Raw genomic sequence first — 17,439 nt, forward strand, 5'->3', positions numbered from 1 at the left:
AATCATTCCATTACACACAAGTCTGACGCTCGACCTCGCGCATGTACCTGATGCCAGCAGCGAAGTCCACCACTCGCTGCATGCCTTGCCAGATGGTTTTGACGCCAGGCTCGCCGTCGCCTTTGCGCGCGAGGAAGCCGCCGAGCATGGCGACCAGCCGTACCACTTCGTTCAGTTGCGGTGGTTTGTCGGGCGGGGTCTTCTTGTTGAGGATGAAGGCGGCCTTCCATTCGTCGGGCTCGAACAGCAGTCCGGCATCGAGGTCCGGGCAGGTTCGGCCGAACCGCATGAGACGAGCAATGCGCCACGCCACCACCATGAACACCTCCCGCGCCTTCTGTCGCTGGCGACCATGCAACATGAAGCGGATTTCACCCAGCGGCTCAGCTTGCGTGGCGTGATCCCAGAGCCTTTGACCCTCGGGCAACACGCGATTGTGCTGGGCGCGAATCAGCCAGTCCGCCGGACAGCCGAGATCGTGTGCCCGGCGCATCAGCGCAATGATGTCCGACTCCCGGTCCGCGACATACACCAACCGCGTGCCGGGCAGATCCGCCGCCTGCTCGGCCACTCGTTCGTATCCTTCAATCCAGCGCGTGCTTTCCTTCTCGCCGCCACGCACACCATCGGCGCCCTTGCGCTCACGCGCCCACATCCAGGCACAGCACCATGTCGCATACCCGCATCCGCTCGGCCGAGCACTGCCAGTGCGGCTCCATGACGTCGGTCCATTCCAGCTTGTCCTGCGCGAAGAACCGATAAGCCGCTGCCGTCTCGGCCCAGCCGCCGCACGCCTGCGGAATGCTCGTCGTCGGATTCCCCGACAGTTGTTCGCCCAGCACGATCGCCCGCCGGTTCAGGCGCTTGTCGCCAAGATCGATACCCTTGAATTCCATTGCCGCCGAGCTCTCCGTTGTTCGTGCCATTCGCATACCGCGCAAAAAGCAAGAGTAAACGGCAAGCCGCGAAAGTTTACAACCCGCTCACGCCGACTTGTGTGTAATGGAATGCCCTCAATCTGCAATACAAGAAAACATAATGCATATTGAATCAGGTTATAGGATTTTTTCCATGTTTATCAATCACCGGATCGATAGCCTGTAGAATCGCATCGACAAGCCGTTTCATATTAACGGCAACGAATAAGCAAAGGGCAACAAAGGGGCGGGAATGAATGCGCAGGACATTATCAGGGCCGTTCAGGGAGGATTGATACAGCAAGATCGCCTGCTGAAACTCGACACGTCGTTGGGAGCCAACGTGCTGTTGCCTCAGCGGTTGGCGGGTTGGTCGCGCATTGGCCGGCATTTCGAATTTACGATCGACGTTCTGTCGACGAGCGGCGATATCAAGCTGAAAAAGCTGATCGGTCAGCAGGTGACTCTCTGGATCGAGCAGGCGGACAAATCCTACCTCCCGCATCACGGTTATGTTTTTGCGGTGCGAAGGCTCGGGGCCGAAGGCGGACTGACCAGCTACCAGATCCGCTTCGCGTCGTGGATGAATTTCCTCAAGTTCCGCCGCGATCAGCGCATCTGGCAAGACAAGCCCGCCGATGAAATCCTGACTGACGTGTTCAACGCGCACTCCCAGGCGAAAGGCTATTTCAGCTTCGCTCTCTGGAAGCCATTGCCGCCCAGATCCTATTGCACGCAGTATGAGGACGATTGGACCTTCGTCCACAGGCTGATGGAGGCTGAAGGGCTGTTTGGAGTCTGGACACATGCCGCGGACGGCAAGTCGCACAAATTGACGATCACCGACCGCCTCGACACGTGCGAGCCGCTCACGCCGCAGACGGTCCAGTTCTCGCGCTATGGCACGAACAGCGAAGTCGACGCGCTGGTTCACTGGTCGAGCGTGCGCACGCTGCACAGTGCCGTGCTGACGGGCCGCACGTTTGACTACAAGAATCCCTCGCCCCTTGCCAATCCGAAGAGCGTCAGCGTGCCGACGCTGTCGCACGAACTGCCCGAAGAGTTGGAGTTTTACGAATACACTGGCCCCTACGCCTACTTCGAGCAAGCGCGCGGCGAGCACCTGACGAAAATCCGCATGGAGGAGTGGGAATCGCGCGCCAAAAGATTCTATGGCGCGGGCGGCCTGCGCGGAGTCGATGCCGGGCGGTGGTTCGAACTTGCCAACCATCCGGAGCACGACAAAGATTCTGCCGACAGGCGGCAGTTTGCCGTCATCGAGACGATCTGGCTGATCGAAAACAACATTCCCGGATCGAGCCATCACGCTAACTTTCCGCACAGCCTGCAAGGCCAGCTAGCCGAAGCAATGGCAGGCGGTGAAGACAAAGGCCCGGCCAGCGTGCCGCATCCGGACGGCTCCACCGGTTTTTACTTTGTCGAGATCGAGGCGCAACGCCGGTCCGTGCCTTTCCGCAGCCCGTTCGAACACGAAGCGCCCCTTATGCAAATGCAGACGGCGACGGTTGTTGGCCCCCAAGGGCAACCTGTTTACACCGACGAGTTGGGCCGAGTTAAGGTGCAGTTCCACTGGGATCGCATCGGGCAGCGCAATGAGCGCAGCTCCTGCTGGGTCCGCGTGAGCCAGCCGTGGGCGGGCCAAGGTTCTGGGATGATCCATGTCCCGCGAATCGGCGACGAAGTCGTCGTGTCATTCCTGAACGGCTCGCCGGACAGGCCGGTCATCACGGGCCGAGTGCCGAACGGCATCAACTTTGTGCAATGGAAGCTGCCGGACAACCAAGCCCTCTCGGGCATGCGTTCGCGCGACCTGGCCGGCGCGGGGGCGACCCATGTCGTCGCCGACGACACGCCGGGAAAACTGCAGGTGCAGGTGTCGAGCGACCACGAGCAGTCGCGCCTTGTGGTCGGCTACAACACGCGCATTGATGGCCACGCGGGGCGTGGGCAAGCGCGAGGAATTGGGTGGGAGCTAGCAACCGACTCCTGGGGCGTGCTGCGCGCGAACCGGGGCATGTTGATCACCACCGAGACGCGCTCTGGCGCCTCGGCTGCGGCCAAAGACATGGGCGAAACAGCGCAGCGTTTCGCGCAGGCGCGAGACCAGCACAACACGCTCGCCAATGCGGCGGTTCAGGCGCAAGCGCAGGACGGGCAGGACCAGCCGGCGGTTGCGATCGCCCTCCAGAAACAGAACGACGAAATCAAGGGGCAAGGCGCGGGGGATTTTCCGGAGCTGTCGAAGCCCCATCTGGTCTTCGCGTCTCCGGCCGGGATCGAAGCGACATCGGCGGGAAGCACCCACCTGGCGAGCGGCGAGCACATGGCGGTCACGACGGGCGGCCATGTCAGCATGAGCAGCGGCAACAGCCTGCTGGCCTCGGCTCGGAACGCCATCCGATTTTTCGCCTACAAGCTCGGCATCCGGATGGTTTCTTACGCAGGGGACATCGATCTCAAAGCCCTGCAAAAGAATCTCAATCTGCTGGCGAAGCTCGAAATCACACAGACCGCGAACCGGATCACGATCAAGGCGACTGAAGAAGTAATGCTGCATGGTGGCGACAGCTATATCAGCTTGAAAAGCGGCAAGATCACGGTGGGCGGCAGCGTGTATGAGGTGAACGCCCAGTCCAGCAACCTGCCGCCCAAGCCGATGGGTGTCTCGCCGAATGGCGCGCCCGCCGTTCAGGCCAACGACCAGACGTTCAGGATGCTGACGCCATCCGGCCGATCGCTGCCTGGCGTCCCCTACCGGATGACGGCGGATTCGGGCGCGCATGTCTTCCAGACCAACCCCATCGGGCGTTCAGCCACCGTGAACACCGAACAGGAAGAGGGCGTTAAATTTGCCCCTCATTGGGATGAGCTCTTCACCGACGCCGATAAATAAGAGATTGCGCATATGGACACACTGGCAGAAAGCTCCACCAATTCCGACAACAACACATGCGTTGACGCCCATTGCGACTGCAAATTCATCTGGTCGCTCGCCCAACAATACGGGATGGCGCAACTCGACTCCCGGACTCCCGTCCTGAAAGACGGAACGCCTGATTATCGCTTCACTTCGCATACGATCGGCGACACGCCGATCGAGCCCGGAGATGCGTCGTTTGTCGGCAAGAACTACGGGGCAAGAGCTCGCCGGGTGGCCTCAAGCTACGCGCGCTTGTTCCTCGAAGATTTCCACCTTGGCGAGAAGGACAAGATCGGTCGGTTCTACTGGACGGGGCTTGGAGCGTTCGCGGCGAAACAGGTCTCTGCCAATATCGAGAGCTGGCAAGTCGACAAGGTCCCCGGCATGGACATCGTCCACGAAGGCTTGGGCAAGGGCAATCTGTGGATTTACAACGACCTGCTGCCTTGGTGTTACGGCTACGCGGCAGATCCAGAATCCTTTTCCAGTTGCGCGCCACAACGCGACAGCCGGACCTTTCATCCGACGGTGCAGAAGAATCTCATGCGCCAGCAGTGGGCGAGCGACGTGGTGCCGAAGTGTCCGGTGATGATTGAGCCTTCCAAAAATGACGACGATGCCGGATCGGGAAAATTTGTCGGAAAGGATTCGGAGAGCCCCGGATATTTCAAATGGACGCCCCGCGTTTCCATCGGGTTTAATTTCGTGAAGCAATGGGAAGGGACGACAAATGAAAAAACGAAGGCTTCTCTTGCGTTCAAGCATCTGTGGGTGATGGCGCAGCACGAGCAGGGCGAGGTCTTGCAGGGATTGATCTATAACGACAATGCTTTTATAAGCAAACTGAAATTCCAGAGGACGATGGATGGCGTGACCAGCTCAGATCACTGGTGGGCGGCGCCAATGCGCTTGTTTCACGCGTTGATTCCACCTCTGCAATTGAGTTTCACCGCGCAGAACGAAACAACCGACATGCAGTATCGTTCGAATGCGCCGCCTGACCTTATCCTTGAGGATTATGGGCAAAGAATGGCATGGATCATGGTGACCGGAAAGCTGTTTCATAGTTTGATGCAAAAGAAGAACGCCTACATGATGGGCGAGCTCAAGGCCATCGCCGCAATGGGAGGTTTGACCTAAGTGATTTTTATAAAATCTCTGCAAATGCTGATGCGCATAAACAAATGAAGATTTCGAAGAAGCTGTGGTCGATTATCCTGATTGCCGTTGTAATTCTGATTTTTATATTGGTTCAGAAATTTTATGCCAAGGAAAAGGCAATGATTCCCGAAAAAATTGTGATTCGACTCGGGGTAGAGGGACAGGCGGATGCCAAAACGCAAGGCTTTGATGTCATGAGCCATCCATCCGGACTGTATTTTTATACGGCGCATTGGGATAACCCAGGAAAACTTGGAGTTGTTAGGTTCGAGAAGGGAAGTAATTCCTTCGAAATTGGCAATGTCCAAATTGTCAATGGAACGGGAGACAATGATTTTCCGGAAAATGGGGTGGAGAATTGGGATGTTATTTTTCGTGTTGCGTCAACAAAAACGAGTTCATACGCAGAGGCGCGCGATAACGCAATGGCATTGCTGGGGCGATTGCGAGCTGCTGGTTGGAAAAGGTATATAGAAACATCAGATCCCCGTTTGACGGGGAAAGAGGCGATGCTGTATGAGTTGTCGGAGCCTGGGCTAATCTATTCCATGGATTCTGCTTACACGCCAACAATCGAGGAATGGAAAAGGATTGTTGAAATTGAGCCCGTTTGGAGTTTCTACGCGAACGGAGTATTCGTTGATTTGACTCTTTCGTATCAGGCATCTACTTCTGATATGGGAGTTTATTTAATGGATATTAAAATAAGCTCGGCAATCGACAATTATTCGGCGTATTTCTCAAAAGATGACGACGACATAAAAAGGCAGTGGAAGAAATGTCTGTCCGATAGGCTGGAGCCAGCAAGAAAAGAGCGGTTGATGAGGGAGGCCAAACTCGATCCCAAAAAATACACGATCGACACGACCTATCAGGCCCCGCCTTTTGAAGCGCCTGATTTCTCGGCCGAAGCAGGCGCGGCGCACTGATTCCGGAGGCGATCAATGGAACGAGCGAGCCTGCACGGAAGGGCGCAGATTGTGGTGGGTGATGCGACGAGCCATGGTGGCAAGGTCATTTCGGGCAGTCCGTCCTCGACCTGGAGTGCAGCAAAGATTCCTATTGCCCGGAAGGGCGACCAGGTGACGTGCCCGCTTTGCGCGCCACATCTGTTTGAGATTGCTGAGGGTCTTGACGGGTGCGAAGACTTTGGGCAACTCATGGCCCTTGAGGGGCACAAGACCACTTGTGGCGCGGTTTTGATCGCGCAACCTGCCTCGGACGATGCTTAGTTCGGGAAGCTCTTTGCTGATTTTCAGTCTTTTGAATGTCGATATCTGAGCAGGCCACCGGTGTTCAAAATGACCAAGGCTCAGGCGGCCGCCGATTTAGATTGGAACAGAATATGGCACACCGGATCGTTCATGGTAACCGCCCCGGTGGACCGCTAAAAACCCGCCCTATTATTTGCCCGCTGTAATTGGATCGAGGACGATTTGATCAATAAGGCACCACAGTTGTTGGCTAAAGACGGCATTATGGTTTGGAATAATTGATTGATGGCTTGCGACATTCCAGAATGGCTCACGTGCGGGCCCTGGTGCGTTGTAGGTTTTCATTGCACACACGGTTGGTTCAAATCCACATTCGTTGCCTTTCGGCTCTACAAATAGATGCCTAAAAGCATTCCATTACACACAAGTCGGCGTGAGCGGGTTGTAAACTTTCGCGGCTTGCCGTTTACTCTTGCTTTTTGCGCGGTATGCGAATGGCACGAACAACGGAGAGCTCGGCGGCAATGGAATTCAAGGGTATCGATCTTGGCGACAAGCGCCTGAACCGGCGGGCGATCGTGCTGGGCGAACAACTGTCGGGGAATCCGACGACGAGCATTCCGCAGGCGTGCGGCGGCTGGGCCGAGACGGCAGCGGCTTATCGGTTCTTCGCGCAGGACAAGCTGGAATGGACCGACGTCATGGAGCCGCACTGGCAGTGCTCGGCCGAGCGGATGCGGGTATGCGACGTGGTGCTGTGCCTGGATGTGGGCGCGTGAGCGCAAGGGCGCCGATGGTGTGCGTGGCGGCGAGAAGGAAAGCACGCGCTGGATTGAAGGATACGAACGAGTGGCCGAGCAGGCGGCGGATCTGCCCGGCACGCGGTTGGTGTATGTCGCGGACCGGGAGTCGGACATCATTGCGCTGATGCGCCGGGCACACGATCTCGGCTGTCCGGCGGACTGGCTGATTCGCGCCCAGCACAATCGCGTGTTGCCCGAGGGTCAAAGGCTCTGGGATCACGCCACGCAAGCTGAGCCGCTGGGTGAAATCCGCTTCATGTTGCATGGTCGCCAGCGACAGAAGGCGCGGGAGGTGTTCATGGTGGTGGCGTGGCGCATTGCTCGTCTCATGCGGTTCGGCCGAACCTGCCCGGACCTCGATGCCGGACTGCTGTTCGAGCCCGACGAATGGAAGGCCGCCTTCATCCTCAACAAGAAGACCCCGCCCGACAAACCACCGCAACTGAACGAAGTGGTACGGCTGGTCGCCATGCTCGGCGGCTTCCTCGCGCGCAAAGGCGACGGCGAGCCTGGCGTCAAAACCATCTGGCAAGGCATGCAGCGAGTGGTGGACTTCGCTGCTGGCATCAGGTACATGCGCGAGGTCGAGCGTCAGACTTGTGTGTAATGGAATGGCCTTAAATGGTGGGCCGTTTCTGCGAGAGGGAATAGTACACGACGTTGATACGCGTTATGCGTGCCTATTCTGACTGGCGGTTTTGGCGGCATGTAAAACGGTGCGTTATGTGACGTTCAACCGATGCGGGCGGCTGAAACACGGCGGCATGCGCCTGTCCAAAACGTTGACTGTCCCGCATTCCCTTTTGGCCATGTACATGCCTATTTGTGCCGAACCGATGCAATATCGGCGATATTAGCTGATTTTCTGCTGATGCGGAATTCGCGGATGCGATTTGCAGAATTTTCTCATTGATTGAATGCCCTGGTAAAAAATAAACTCGGTAACTCATCTCGTTTCACGTTTTGAATGAGTGTGATTGAGTCGGTGTCGGTACTTTTTGATCCGCGTAATTTTAATGGGTGTTTGTGTCGAGGGATTAAGTTATTGGAAAATGAGCAGAATAGTTAAAGTGCCGTACTATTTTCTTGCCGGATCGAAGTGGAAAGAATCATCGGGCTCGCAAGGCTGCGTGCCGCTCAATACGTTGAAATGTATTTCGTTTGATCGTCTGGCGCCTAATGAACCGTCGCCACCCAGACAAGTACCCGTCCGAGAGCTGAATCAGCAGGCAGAAGAAAAAATCGAGAGAAATCGCCTTCCCTGGCACTTACCTCACGACCTGAACCGCAACCCCCTCAAGATGCCGAACAGATTGAAAATCCGCCAACATTTGATCTGTTGGACATACCACATGCTATGAAAAACATGGGCTGGCCGGTCTCGGTAAAACTCGCCACCGCGTGGTTCAGCAACTCAAAACACATTTATGATGATAATCCGAACTCCGTTCAACCCATCGACGGTGCTACGATCTCGCTGGATTGGTGTCTGAATTTTGGCGGCGTAAAAAACAAGTACGACGATCTGATTTCAAGGAAGATTTACAACGAGGCGGCTTATGCTCACATAAAGAACAAGATAAAGCCGATTTTGGAAAGAGGCTTTCAACACTCGATCGCCTCGGACATCAACGCAAAAATCTTTCTGAAGGATCTAAGAAGTTTTCATATGGACTGGCAGTTTCAGATCGTCAACATATCGAGTTACGATACCCTGACAAATCGCCTTGGCATGACCGATTTGACGGCCGCACTTGCAAATTTCGGTATCTATGCGGCGATCGGTCGTGTTGAGGTCGGTGGGGACCGATATTACAAATATGATCGGAGCGCAAGGACCAAGACCTATTGCATGGATGCGCAGATCAAGGTAACGCATGTCTACGTATACGTGAAAGATAATTATTCGTTCAACGATTCAGATGGGAATTCGCAATATCTAGGTCACTGGAATAAAAGAGGAGTAGTATTGACGAAAGGCGCGCTTATTAGCGAGCTTATCAATGGTGGAAGATTTCATACTAGCTTTGGTGATTCGCTCGAAACGAAAATAAATTTCAACTGGAAGTATCTTTTTTATAAGCCGTTAGATAAACCAATTGACAAAAGAACCGGGTTGATCGGAAAATTCATGAAAAGGGACGTGTATTGGCCTGTCTACAATAGCACGTACAATCGCTGGCGGGAAAAGCATAATCGGGGCGGCGATTTTATGGTTTATTCAATGCCGAAATATGTAAAACTAGACAGGCCGATTGAGGTCGGCGTGGGGGTGATATGCAGGCCGGTGGAAAAAATGTGAAGCGAATATCTATCACTGTACTAATTTTAATTGTCTGCGGTTTTGTTTTAGATCTCACTGGCGTAAAAACTTTACTTTTTCTGATCGAGTACAAGCAGGCAATTACGCGTCTGATTGCGTTTGTTTTTGTGATCGTAATCACCTGTGTTATTGTGAAGGCGAAGGCAAGTCGGAAAATAAAATCATCCATCGCCATTTTTTTGATGATTGGCGGCTATGCATGCGTTTGTCTCTACGAATTTGTCATGCCGACGCAATATGCGAGATGCGATTTTTACAGCCAAAAACTCAGCGGCGGTGTGAAAATCTTCGATGGAAAAAATTATAAAGTGAGCTTATGCGGAACCGGCAGTGACGACATGCAAAGCGGCGATGAAATAAGGCTGCAGGTTTTCAGTGATACGGGAGTACTTCTCGCGACAAGGTATTTTTCAGTTAACTGGAATGAAAGTTTCCCGAACTCTCTTGAGTACGGACCTGATCGCATCACCTATTACGACAACAATGGACGTGATTTTAAGACGCACCTCTTTATGCCGCCAACGGCGTTAGATTGGGTGCGCGCGCGAATTCCATTGCTTAACTAAAGGCAGCGTGGCATTTGCAAGGCCCGGCACACTGAAGCGCCGAGCCTCGTTCAACCTCACCCGCAACCTCACCCCCAAACAATCGACCCCGCCTCCGGACACGTCCACGACGACTGCAAGCGCTCGCGAATCTCCGCCAGCGACTGCCTCACCAGCAATTCGCCATTCCGGAACACCGGCACCAGCGCGCCGCCTTCAGCCTGCTCGGCCGTCTGCTGTTCGTACAGCACGAAGTGATCGCCTTCCTTCTCGACACGCGGCAGCCCCTTCGCGGACTTCTTGGTGCCGTCGTCGGTGGCCGGGTCTTTATAGATGTCGACCGCTTCGCCATCCACCTCGGCATAGATCGCCTTGAGCGCATAGCCGAAGGTGTCGCGCGAATTCATCCCATACACGTAGCTGCCGATGCCGAGCACCACGTTGCACGAAGCGAAGCCCTTGGCCGCCATACGCAACATGATGTCGCGTGCGCGGGTCAGCGTGATCGAGTCGCCGTAGATCAGCCCGACGTGCGAATCCAGCACCTTGTAGCCTTTCTCCGTGGTCGTCCCGCCGTAGATATTCCACAGACACTCGACCGCGCCGGTGCGCTCCGCTTCGCTGATCGTCTCGCCGCTCTCCTTGACCGTGTAGCGGCCCGCTTCGGTAACGGCGGGCTTACCGTCGCTGTCCAGCACGAGTTCGTTGTCCGTATAGCCGGTGAGGATCTTCACCGGATCGCCGGAGTCGGGGCGGAACACCACCTTGGCGTTGCCCAGCGCGTCCGGCCGGCGGGCGAGAATATCCGCCTTCAGTTCTTTGGCGATGATCGTCATCACGTTCCAGAAGTCGAACGTATCGCTGACGAGCGAGACCATTCCTTGCGGGTAGCCTTCGGTGACGAACTCGCGGATCACTTCCAGTTCGGCCTTGCGGCGCAGCGCCTTCGGGTCGAGCATGGCTTGCGCCGGATCGCGTTCGAGGCGTTGCTGCGTCAGCAGAATGCGCAGCGCCATCACGCTGTGTTCCGACGCTGGAATCGAACCGCCGACGAGCTCACGCTCCGCATTCGCGCCGTAGTGGTCTTCGAGATAGTCGATCGCGGGAATCGTGTCCGTACCGGTGAAGGACAGCAAGTGACCCGCGCCGCAGCGCATGGCGTCGTGCACGCCGCTCATGCCGCGCATCGAAAAATCGTGACCTTGCCAGTTCACGAAGTCGAGCGGCGCGCCGGTCAGATTCGCGAAGTAGGTCAGCAGCTTGCGGAATTCGAACGCGATGGTGGCGACCGTGGACGGCTTCCACGATTCACAGCTCACCACCGTTTCAAAGTACGTCGACACCCACGGAAAATCCGGGTGCGTGTTGATGAAAATCACCGGCGGCACCCTGATATCGACCCGCGAGCCTTCCGGCAGCGAGCGGATTTCGAGCGGCAGGTGGCCGAGCTCGTGCAGCGCTTCGAGGCTCGCCACCGGCACGGCGTCCGCGCCCAGTGCGGTGTCCATGCGCCGCTTGTACTTGCGCACGGCCTGCGCCTTCGGCTTCTGGAAAAACTCGGCGCCGAACAGGTCGATCAGGAATTCCTGAATGAAGCCTTGCAGGCCGAACCAGACCACCTTGTCATCGAACAGTTCGCGCAACACCGGCGCGTATTTCGCCGAACGGGGCGTGAAGTTCGCGACGAGTTTGGTGGTCGCTTTCGGGTACATGGACGGGTGGCCGGTCTTGTAGAAATCGGCGAGATTGAACGGGACGAGCTGATTCTTTTCGAGGACTTCCGTGCGGTCGGGTGCGTTCATCAACATCTCCTGGCGAGTTCGGATTCAGACGATAGGTTCGGATTCAGTTCAGACCAACTGGCAGCGTGTATCGCTCGTCCAGTTGTTGCGCGTGAAAACCGTCTGGTAGTGTTCGAGCAGCGGCGCGAGGCCCTTGCTGAAAATGCCGTGCGTGACATACAGGTAAAGCGGCTGGCTCTGGCGCTGTTCGGCCTGGCGCGTACGCAACGCCGCGGCGAGTTCGGTGAAGGTGCGGCCGCCGTCGCAGATATCGTCCACCACGAGAAGCGGCGCGTCGGGCAAGTCGCCCACCACCTGAGTGCCGGTGATCTTGCCGGTCTGCGTGTTGCGCACTTTCTCGGCGAACACCACGTCGAGTTCCAGCGCCTGCGCCAGATGCATGACGCGCTTGCGGGCGCCGGCGTCCGGCGCGACCAGCGCAGCGCGGCTCAGGCCCAAGCCCGTCAGCGCACGGCGCAACGACGGCAACGGATCGGCAATCACCACGCGGTCGAGCAGGGCGGTTACGACGTCGCTATGCGGGTCCTGCACTTCGACCTGCGCATACTGCTGGGTGTTGATCAGGTCGCAGAAGACGCGCGCGCTGAGCGCTTCGCCCGGGTTCGCCACGCGGTCCTGGCGGGCATACGGCACGTACGGCAGCGACAACAGGATCGGCGTGCCCGGATAGCCGCGGCGCAGCGCGTCGGTCGCGAGCAGCAGGGTCATGACCGCTTCGGCGTTGGGCAGATGCGCCTGGATGCGCAGCGTGTGCGCGGGCTTGCCCAGTTCGACCGTGACGTTGACCTCGCCGCCGGGGAACACCAGCTTGCGGAGTTCCAGCGGCACTTCACCCCGATCGCTCGATACGGCAAAAACCTGAATCATTTGTTATCCTCCGTCTGGCTTAGTCGGAATATCCGACTAACTGGTTGCCAGTATAAGATGGCTTAGTTGAGAATTGCAACTATGTATGCAAAAATACTCATGACGCATATTCGGCCCAGGCACAGGAGTGATCCATGAAACAGAGCTACACCACGCCGGACGTGAGCGTCGACATTGTGTTGCTGACGCTGGACGAGGGCCTGCTGAAGGTGGCCTTGCACCAGCGCGATCGAGCGCCCGCGAAGCATAGCCTGGCGTTGCCCGGTGGCTATGTTCACGTGGGCGAAGACGCGTCGCTGGAAGCGACGGCGAAGCGCGTGCTACTGGAGAAGACCGGCTTCGCACCGCGCTATCTCGAGCAGTTGCGCACGTTCGGCGGTCCGGCGCGCGATCCGCGCGGCTGGTCGGTTGCGGTGTCGCACGTCGCGCTGATTCCGCATGCGGAATTGAGCGCGGCCGGCGCGGGCGTGTTTCAGTTCTACGATGTGGACGACCTGCCCGAACTGGCATTCGATCATGCGGAGCAGGTGGAGGAAGCGGTGCAGCGGGTGCGCAACAAGGCGAGCTATTCGACGTTGCCGTGCTGGCTGCTGCCGGAGTCGTTCACGCTGACGCAATTGCAGACGATCTACGAACAGATTTTTGGCGAGGCGGTGTCGCGCGGCACGTTCCGTTCGCGGCTGGGGATCAAGGTGGCCGAGTTGCAACCGGGCGACGCGGCCGACGAGGCCGATATCCTGATCGCCACCGACGAGTTTCAGGGCGGCAATCAGCGGCCCGCGCGGTTGTTCAAGGTGAATCGGTTGAGTCTGTTCAAGCGGGCGTTCTGGTAGGGCGCGGGGCGTGGCATGCAGCGGCGCCGGCGCGCCGTGTCAGAGCGCGCTCGTCGGCTGCGGCGCGCTGACGGGCATCTGTACCGGTCGAACGGCCTTGGAATGATTCACGTCGATGAATGTCGCGGCCTATCTTGGAAATATAAGGTAGGTGTGCGCACATGTTGTTTTACTCACTTCGCTTTCTGAGAATAAATCGACTCGCCTTATATCATTCGTGATACCAGGTCGACCCCTATCAGAAATCTCAGGCATACAGCGAGATGATCCGCGAGTAGACTAGCCAGCGAATCAACAAGCAGCACTATCAATGGGAATACAGCTCGCCGGAATATAACGGCGACATCTCCCGTGCACGATGGCTGTGCGTGAAATAAGAGATTCTCCATTAATACAGTCCGGGCCAGACGCGGTGCGCACGGTTAATTTGACGCGTGCAAATAGCCGGAAGATTGAATTCTCTAAATCTGCGAAATGCATAATCTCGCAATTATTTTGACTGATAGAGCAACTATTAAATCCGGATGACGGTGGCGATTTATCCGGCGCGCGTTAACGACTCGACTATCACCGGCCTGGTATCAGAGCGCATATTTTCCGATGCGGACTCCGCCATGCCGTCCATTTAAATCTGAGCGACGGAGCGGCGCACGATGTTTCACGACTGGACCCCCGAACAACTGACACTGCGCGAGCGTTTCGCCGCGGTGGGCGAACTGCTCGCGAAAGCGCGCGACCAGCAGCCGGAAGGTTTCGACTACGCCGGGTGGAACCGCTTGCGCGACGAGCAGCTCTGGCACCTCGTGGTCCCGCGAGACTACGGCGGCCATGGCGAAGACTGGTGGGGCTTTACCGCCGCGCTCGACGGCCTGTCGTCGACGCTCCGCACGCCGGAACTGCTGTTGTCGGTGATCGCGCAGGCCGGCATGGTGCGCGCGATGGTGCGTCACGGCAGCCCGCTGCAGAAGGAGCGTTATCTCGCGGCCATCCTGCGCGGCAAGGTCAGCGCGACCGGCATCGCGGAGCCGTCCACCGGCACCGACGTGCGCAGCATTGAAACCACGCTGTCGGAGGCGCCGGACGGCTACCGCCTCAACGGCAGCAAATACAACATCGCGCATGCGCCGATCATGGACTTCATCCTCGTGGTGAGCCGACTGGAGCGCCGCGAGTCGAGCAACATCGCGCTGGTGCTGCTCGATCGCGATACGCCGGGCCTCGTGATCGGCGCGCAGGACGACAAGCTCGGCAACCGCAATCTGCCCACCGGCGAACTGCGTTTCGAAGACGTGCACATCGACGCGTCGCAAATCCTCGGCCAGGCGGGGCGTGGCCTTGGCCACCTGATCGACATCATCTCGCTCGGTCGGCTTTACTACGGGCTGGTGGCGGCGAACCTGCCGCTGCCGTTCGTCGACGAAGCGATGCACTACGCGGCGCAGCGCACCAGCTTTAAAAGCACGATCGACTCGCATCAATATATCCAGAAGCGTCTAGTCGACATGAAGATCGGCATGGAGCGCAGCCGCTGGGCCGCTTACGGCGCGCTCGGCCGTTTGCTGAACGCGCATCCCGAGGCGCTGCTGGCGTGCTCGGTGGCCAAGCTGGTCGGCGCCAGCGATCTGATCGACAACGCCACGAGCCTCGTCAAGCTGTACGGCAGCATCGGCTATCACAACGGCGGCATCGCCACGTTGCTGAAGGACGCGATGGGGTTTGCGAGCGTCGGCGGCACCGAAGAGATGCATCGCAAGAATATTTTCAACCAGATGCAGCGGCTCGCCGGCAGCGCATCGTCCTCGCAAGGCTGAGCGGTTCGGCCGCGTGGTTTCTCTCGGGCGTGACACGCTCATGGGGTCTGTCTATGTTGAGTTGGGATATCGGAAGAGGCATGAGCGCGACGACGCCGGTGATCGGGCCGGCGGAGCTGAGGCAACAGTTGCCGTGCGACGTCGAAAGCCTGCACACCGTCATGCAAACGCGCCGCGCGATCTCTGGGGTCCTGCAGGGGCTCAGCGGCAGGCTGATCGTGATCGTCGGACCGTGTTCGATTCACGACCCGGTCGCCGCGCTCGAATACGCGGCGCGGTTGTCGAAGCAGCGGCACGTGTGGCAGGACGAGCTCGAGATCGTGATGCGCGTGTACTTTGAAAAGCCGCGCACCACGGTCGGCTGGAAAGGCTTGATCAACGATCCGCATCTGGACGGCAGCTATGCGATCGACGCCGGCATTCGCCTTGCCCGGCAATTGATGCTCGACATTACGCGGGCCGGCGTGCCGGTCGCGACCGAGTTCCTCGACGTGACCACGCCGCATTATCTGGCCGATCTGGTGAGCTGGGGCGCGATCGGCGCGCGCACCACGGAGTCGCAGATTCATCGCGAGCTGGCGTCGGGCTTGCCGTGTCCGATCGGTTTCAAGAACGGCACGGACGGCAACGTCAAGATCGCGATCGACGCGATTCACGCCGCCGGTCATGCGCATCATTTTCTCGGCGTGACGGAGAGCGGCCGGTTCGCGAAGGTCGCGACGAGCGGCAATCAGGACTGTCACCTCGTGCTGCGCGGCGGCAAGCAGCCCAATTACGACGCGCAGAGCGTCGCCGAAGCCTGCGCGTCGCTCGCGGCGGGCGGGCTGCCGGGGCGGGTCGTGATCGACGCGAGTCACGGCAACAGTTGCAAGCAGTACGACAAGCAATTGTGCGTGTGCGAATCGTTGTGCGAGCAGATTGCGGGCGGCGGCGAGCGGATCGCTGGTGTGATGATCGAATCGAATCTGCTGGCCGGCCGCCAGGACGTGATGGCCGATGTGCCGCTCGCCTACGGTCAGAGCATTACCGACGCGTGCATCGGCTGGGATGCGACCGAAGCGTCGCTGGGCCAGCTCGCCGAGGCCGTTCGGCAGCGTCGTCAGCGTCGTCAGCGGCACGCGGCGACGCCGATGCGCGAAAGCTTGCCGGCCTTGTCGTCGTTGTCGTCTTTGCAGTCGGCGGCATGATGGCGACGCCGAACGCACCGATCGCTGCTATTGTGCCTATCGCGCCGAACGTTGCCGCGCCGCAGGCGGCGCAACGCGCCGCGCGCCGGCTCGAACTCGCGCCGTCTTGCGGCGAAATCGAGCGCAATGCGATCGCCTTTCTCGGCCCATGCGGCACCTATACCGAAGACGCGATGCGTCTGTGCTTCGGCGAGACGCATGACGCGATGTCCTGCACCAACGTCGACGCCGTGTTCGACGCGGTCGCGCACGGCGGCGCCAGCCACGGCGTCGTGCCGGTCGAGAACTCCACGGAAGGCATCGTGGCGCGCACGCTGGATCTGCTGCTGAAGAACCGGTTGACCGTGAGCGGCGAAGTCGTGCTGCCGGTGCGGCATATGCTGATGACGGCGCATGGCACGCTCGACGGCATTATCTGTGTGACGGCGCACGAGCAGGCGCTCGCGCAATGCCGCCGCTGGCTCGACGCGCATCTACCGGACGTGCCCAGACAGGCAGTCGCTAGCAATGCGCAGGCGGCCCAGCTTGCCGCGCGCTCGGCGGGTCACGCTGCGATCGGCAGTCAGCGGGCGGCGCATCACTACGGCTTGCGGATCGTCGCATCGGCGATTCAGGATGAGCATTTCAACAGCACGCGTTTCTACGTGATCGGCCGCGACGAACCGCCGCCCACCGGCGACGATCGCACGCTGTTATGTGTCGAACTCGAGAACAGCAGTGGAGCGCTGCAACGCGTGCTCGCGCCGCTGGCCGAGCATCGGATTCCGGTGACGCGGCTCGACGCGCGGCCGCTTCGAAACGAGTTGTGGGCGTACCGGTTCTTCGTCGAGTTGCCCAGGCATCGGCATGACGTGCAGATGGCTCACGCGCTCGCGCAGATGAAGAGGCATGCTCGTGCGCTGGTCTTGCTGGGTTCGTTTCCGGCGGCGCCGGGTGGTGGTGCGGTGTCGTGACGGTTGGGCTGCGTGTGCGGAGCAGGACTCGGTGAGTGCCGCGATCAGGTGCGTGACTCAGGCGCGTAACTCAGGCGCGTAA

11 protein-coding genes and 3 pseudogenes are annotated in these 17,439 nt (G+C 58.5%); 11 read left to right on the forward strand and 3 right to left on the reverse strand.

The window, feature by feature from the left end; all coding sequences use genetic code 11:
• Positions 1–10: 10 nt before the first annotated feature.
• Positions 11–932: pseudogene (locus tag GGD40_RS01280) on the reverse strand (IS4/Tn5 family transposase DNA-binding protein).
• Between the two features lie 238 nt (positions 933–1,170).
• On the opposite strand from GGD40_RS01280, the gene GGD40_RS01285 reads away from it, so the two are divergent.
• The 7 genes and pseudogenes from GGD40_RS01285 to GGD40_RS01315 all read left to right on the forward strand — a co-directional run bounded on the left by GGD40_RS01285 (position 1,171) and on the right by GGD40_RS01315 (position 9,925).
• Positions 1,171–3,831: a type VI secretion system Vgr family protein gene (locus tag GGD40_RS01285; RefSeq protein ID WP_179742559.1), complete on the forward strand. Its 2,661-nt coding sequence runs from the start codon at positions 1,171–1,173 to the stop codon at positions 3,829–3,831.
• A 12-nt stretch (positions 3,832–3,843) separates the two neighbouring features.
• Positions 3,844–4,998 (forward strand): DUF2515 family protein, encoded by a 1,155-nt coding sequence (locus GGD40_RS01290; RefSeq protein ID WP_179742560.1) that lies wholly within the window; start codon positions 3,844–3,846, stop codon positions 4,996–4,998.
• A 44-nt stretch (positions 4,999–5,042) separates the two neighbouring features.
• Entirely contained in the window at positions 5,043–5,948 is a 906-nt protein-coding gene (locus GGD40_RS01295; protein WP_179742561.1) for a hypothetical protein, read from the forward strand.
• 15 nt (positions 5,949–5,963) lie between these two features.
• Complete coding sequence (locus GGD40_RS01300; protein WP_179742562.1) at positions 5,964–6,251, forward strand: PAAR domain-containing protein; 288 nt, start codon at positions 5,964–5,966, stop codon at positions 6,249–6,251.
• A gap of 470 nt (positions 6,252–6,721) precedes the next feature.
• Positions 6,722–7,643 (forward strand): annotated as a pseudogene (locus GGD40_RS01305) (IS4/Tn5 family transposase DNA-binding protein).
• A gap of 750 nt (positions 7,644–8,393) precedes the next feature.
• A complete protein-coding gene (locus GGD40_RS01310) occupies positions 8,394–9,338 on the forward strand; it encodes a DUF6402 family protein (protein ID WP_179742563.1) in 945 nt (314 codons plus the stop codon).
• Entirely contained in the window at positions 9,335–9,925 is a 591-nt protein-coding gene (locus tag GGD40_RS01315) for a hypothetical protein (protein WP_184000865.1), read from the forward strand. The genes GGD40_RS01310 and GGD40_RS01315 overlap by 4 nt, the downstream gene beginning before the upstream one ends.
• Positions 9,926–9,993: 68 nt before the next feature.
• Here GGD40_RS01315 and GGD40_RS01320 read toward each other — a convergent pair whose 3' ends face one another.
• Together GGD40_RS01320 and prs are read right to left on the reverse strand one after the other, a co-directional pair.
• Positions 9,994–11,706, reverse strand: coding sequence for a nicotinate phosphoribosyltransferase (locus GGD40_RS01320; RefSeq protein WP_179742565.1), 1,713 nt, complete (start codon positions 11,704–11,706; stop codon positions 9,994–9,996).
• 48 nt (positions 11,707–11,754) lie between these two features.
• Positions 11,755–12,573, reverse strand: coding sequence for a ribose-phosphate diphosphokinase (prs, locus tag GGD40_RS01325; RefSeq protein WP_179704216.1), 819 nt, complete (start codon positions 12,571–12,573; stop codon positions 11,755–11,757).
• A gap of 134 nt (positions 12,574–12,707) precedes the next feature.
• Here prs and GGD40_RS01330 point away from each other — a divergent pair, with 134 nt between their 5' ends.
• The 4 genes and pseudogenes from GGD40_RS01330 to pheA all read left to right on the forward strand — a co-directional run bounded on the left by GGD40_RS01330 (position 12,708) and on the right by pheA (position 17,357).
• Entirely contained in the window at positions 12,708–13,406 is a 699-nt protein-coding gene (locus GGD40_RS01330; RefSeq protein ID WP_179742566.1) for an NUDIX hydrolase, read from the forward strand.
• Positions 13,407–14,059: 653 nt separating this feature from the next.
• Positions 14,060–15,217, forward strand: coding sequence for an acyl-CoA dehydrogenase family protein (locus tag GGD40_RS01335; protein WP_179742567.1), 1,158 nt, complete (start codon positions 14,060–14,062; stop codon positions 15,215–15,217).
• A gap of 53 nt (positions 15,218–15,270) precedes the next feature.
• A pseudogene (locus GGD40_RS01340) lies at positions 15,271–16,326 on the forward strand (3-deoxy-7-phosphoheptulonate synthase); the annotation flags it as partial.
• 74 nt (positions 16,327–16,400) lie between these two features.
• Entirely contained in the window at positions 16,401–17,357 is a 957-nt protein-coding gene (pheA, locus tag GGD40_RS01345) for a prephenate dehydratase (protein ID WP_179742569.1), read from the forward strand.
• The last annotated feature ends 82 nt before the right edge of the window (positions 17,358–17,439 follow it).

It is taken from the genome of Paraburkholderia bryophila, from assembly GCF_013409255.1.
Classification (GTDB): Bacteria; Pseudomonadota; Gammaproteobacteria; order Burkholderiales; family Burkholderiaceae; genus Paraburkholderia.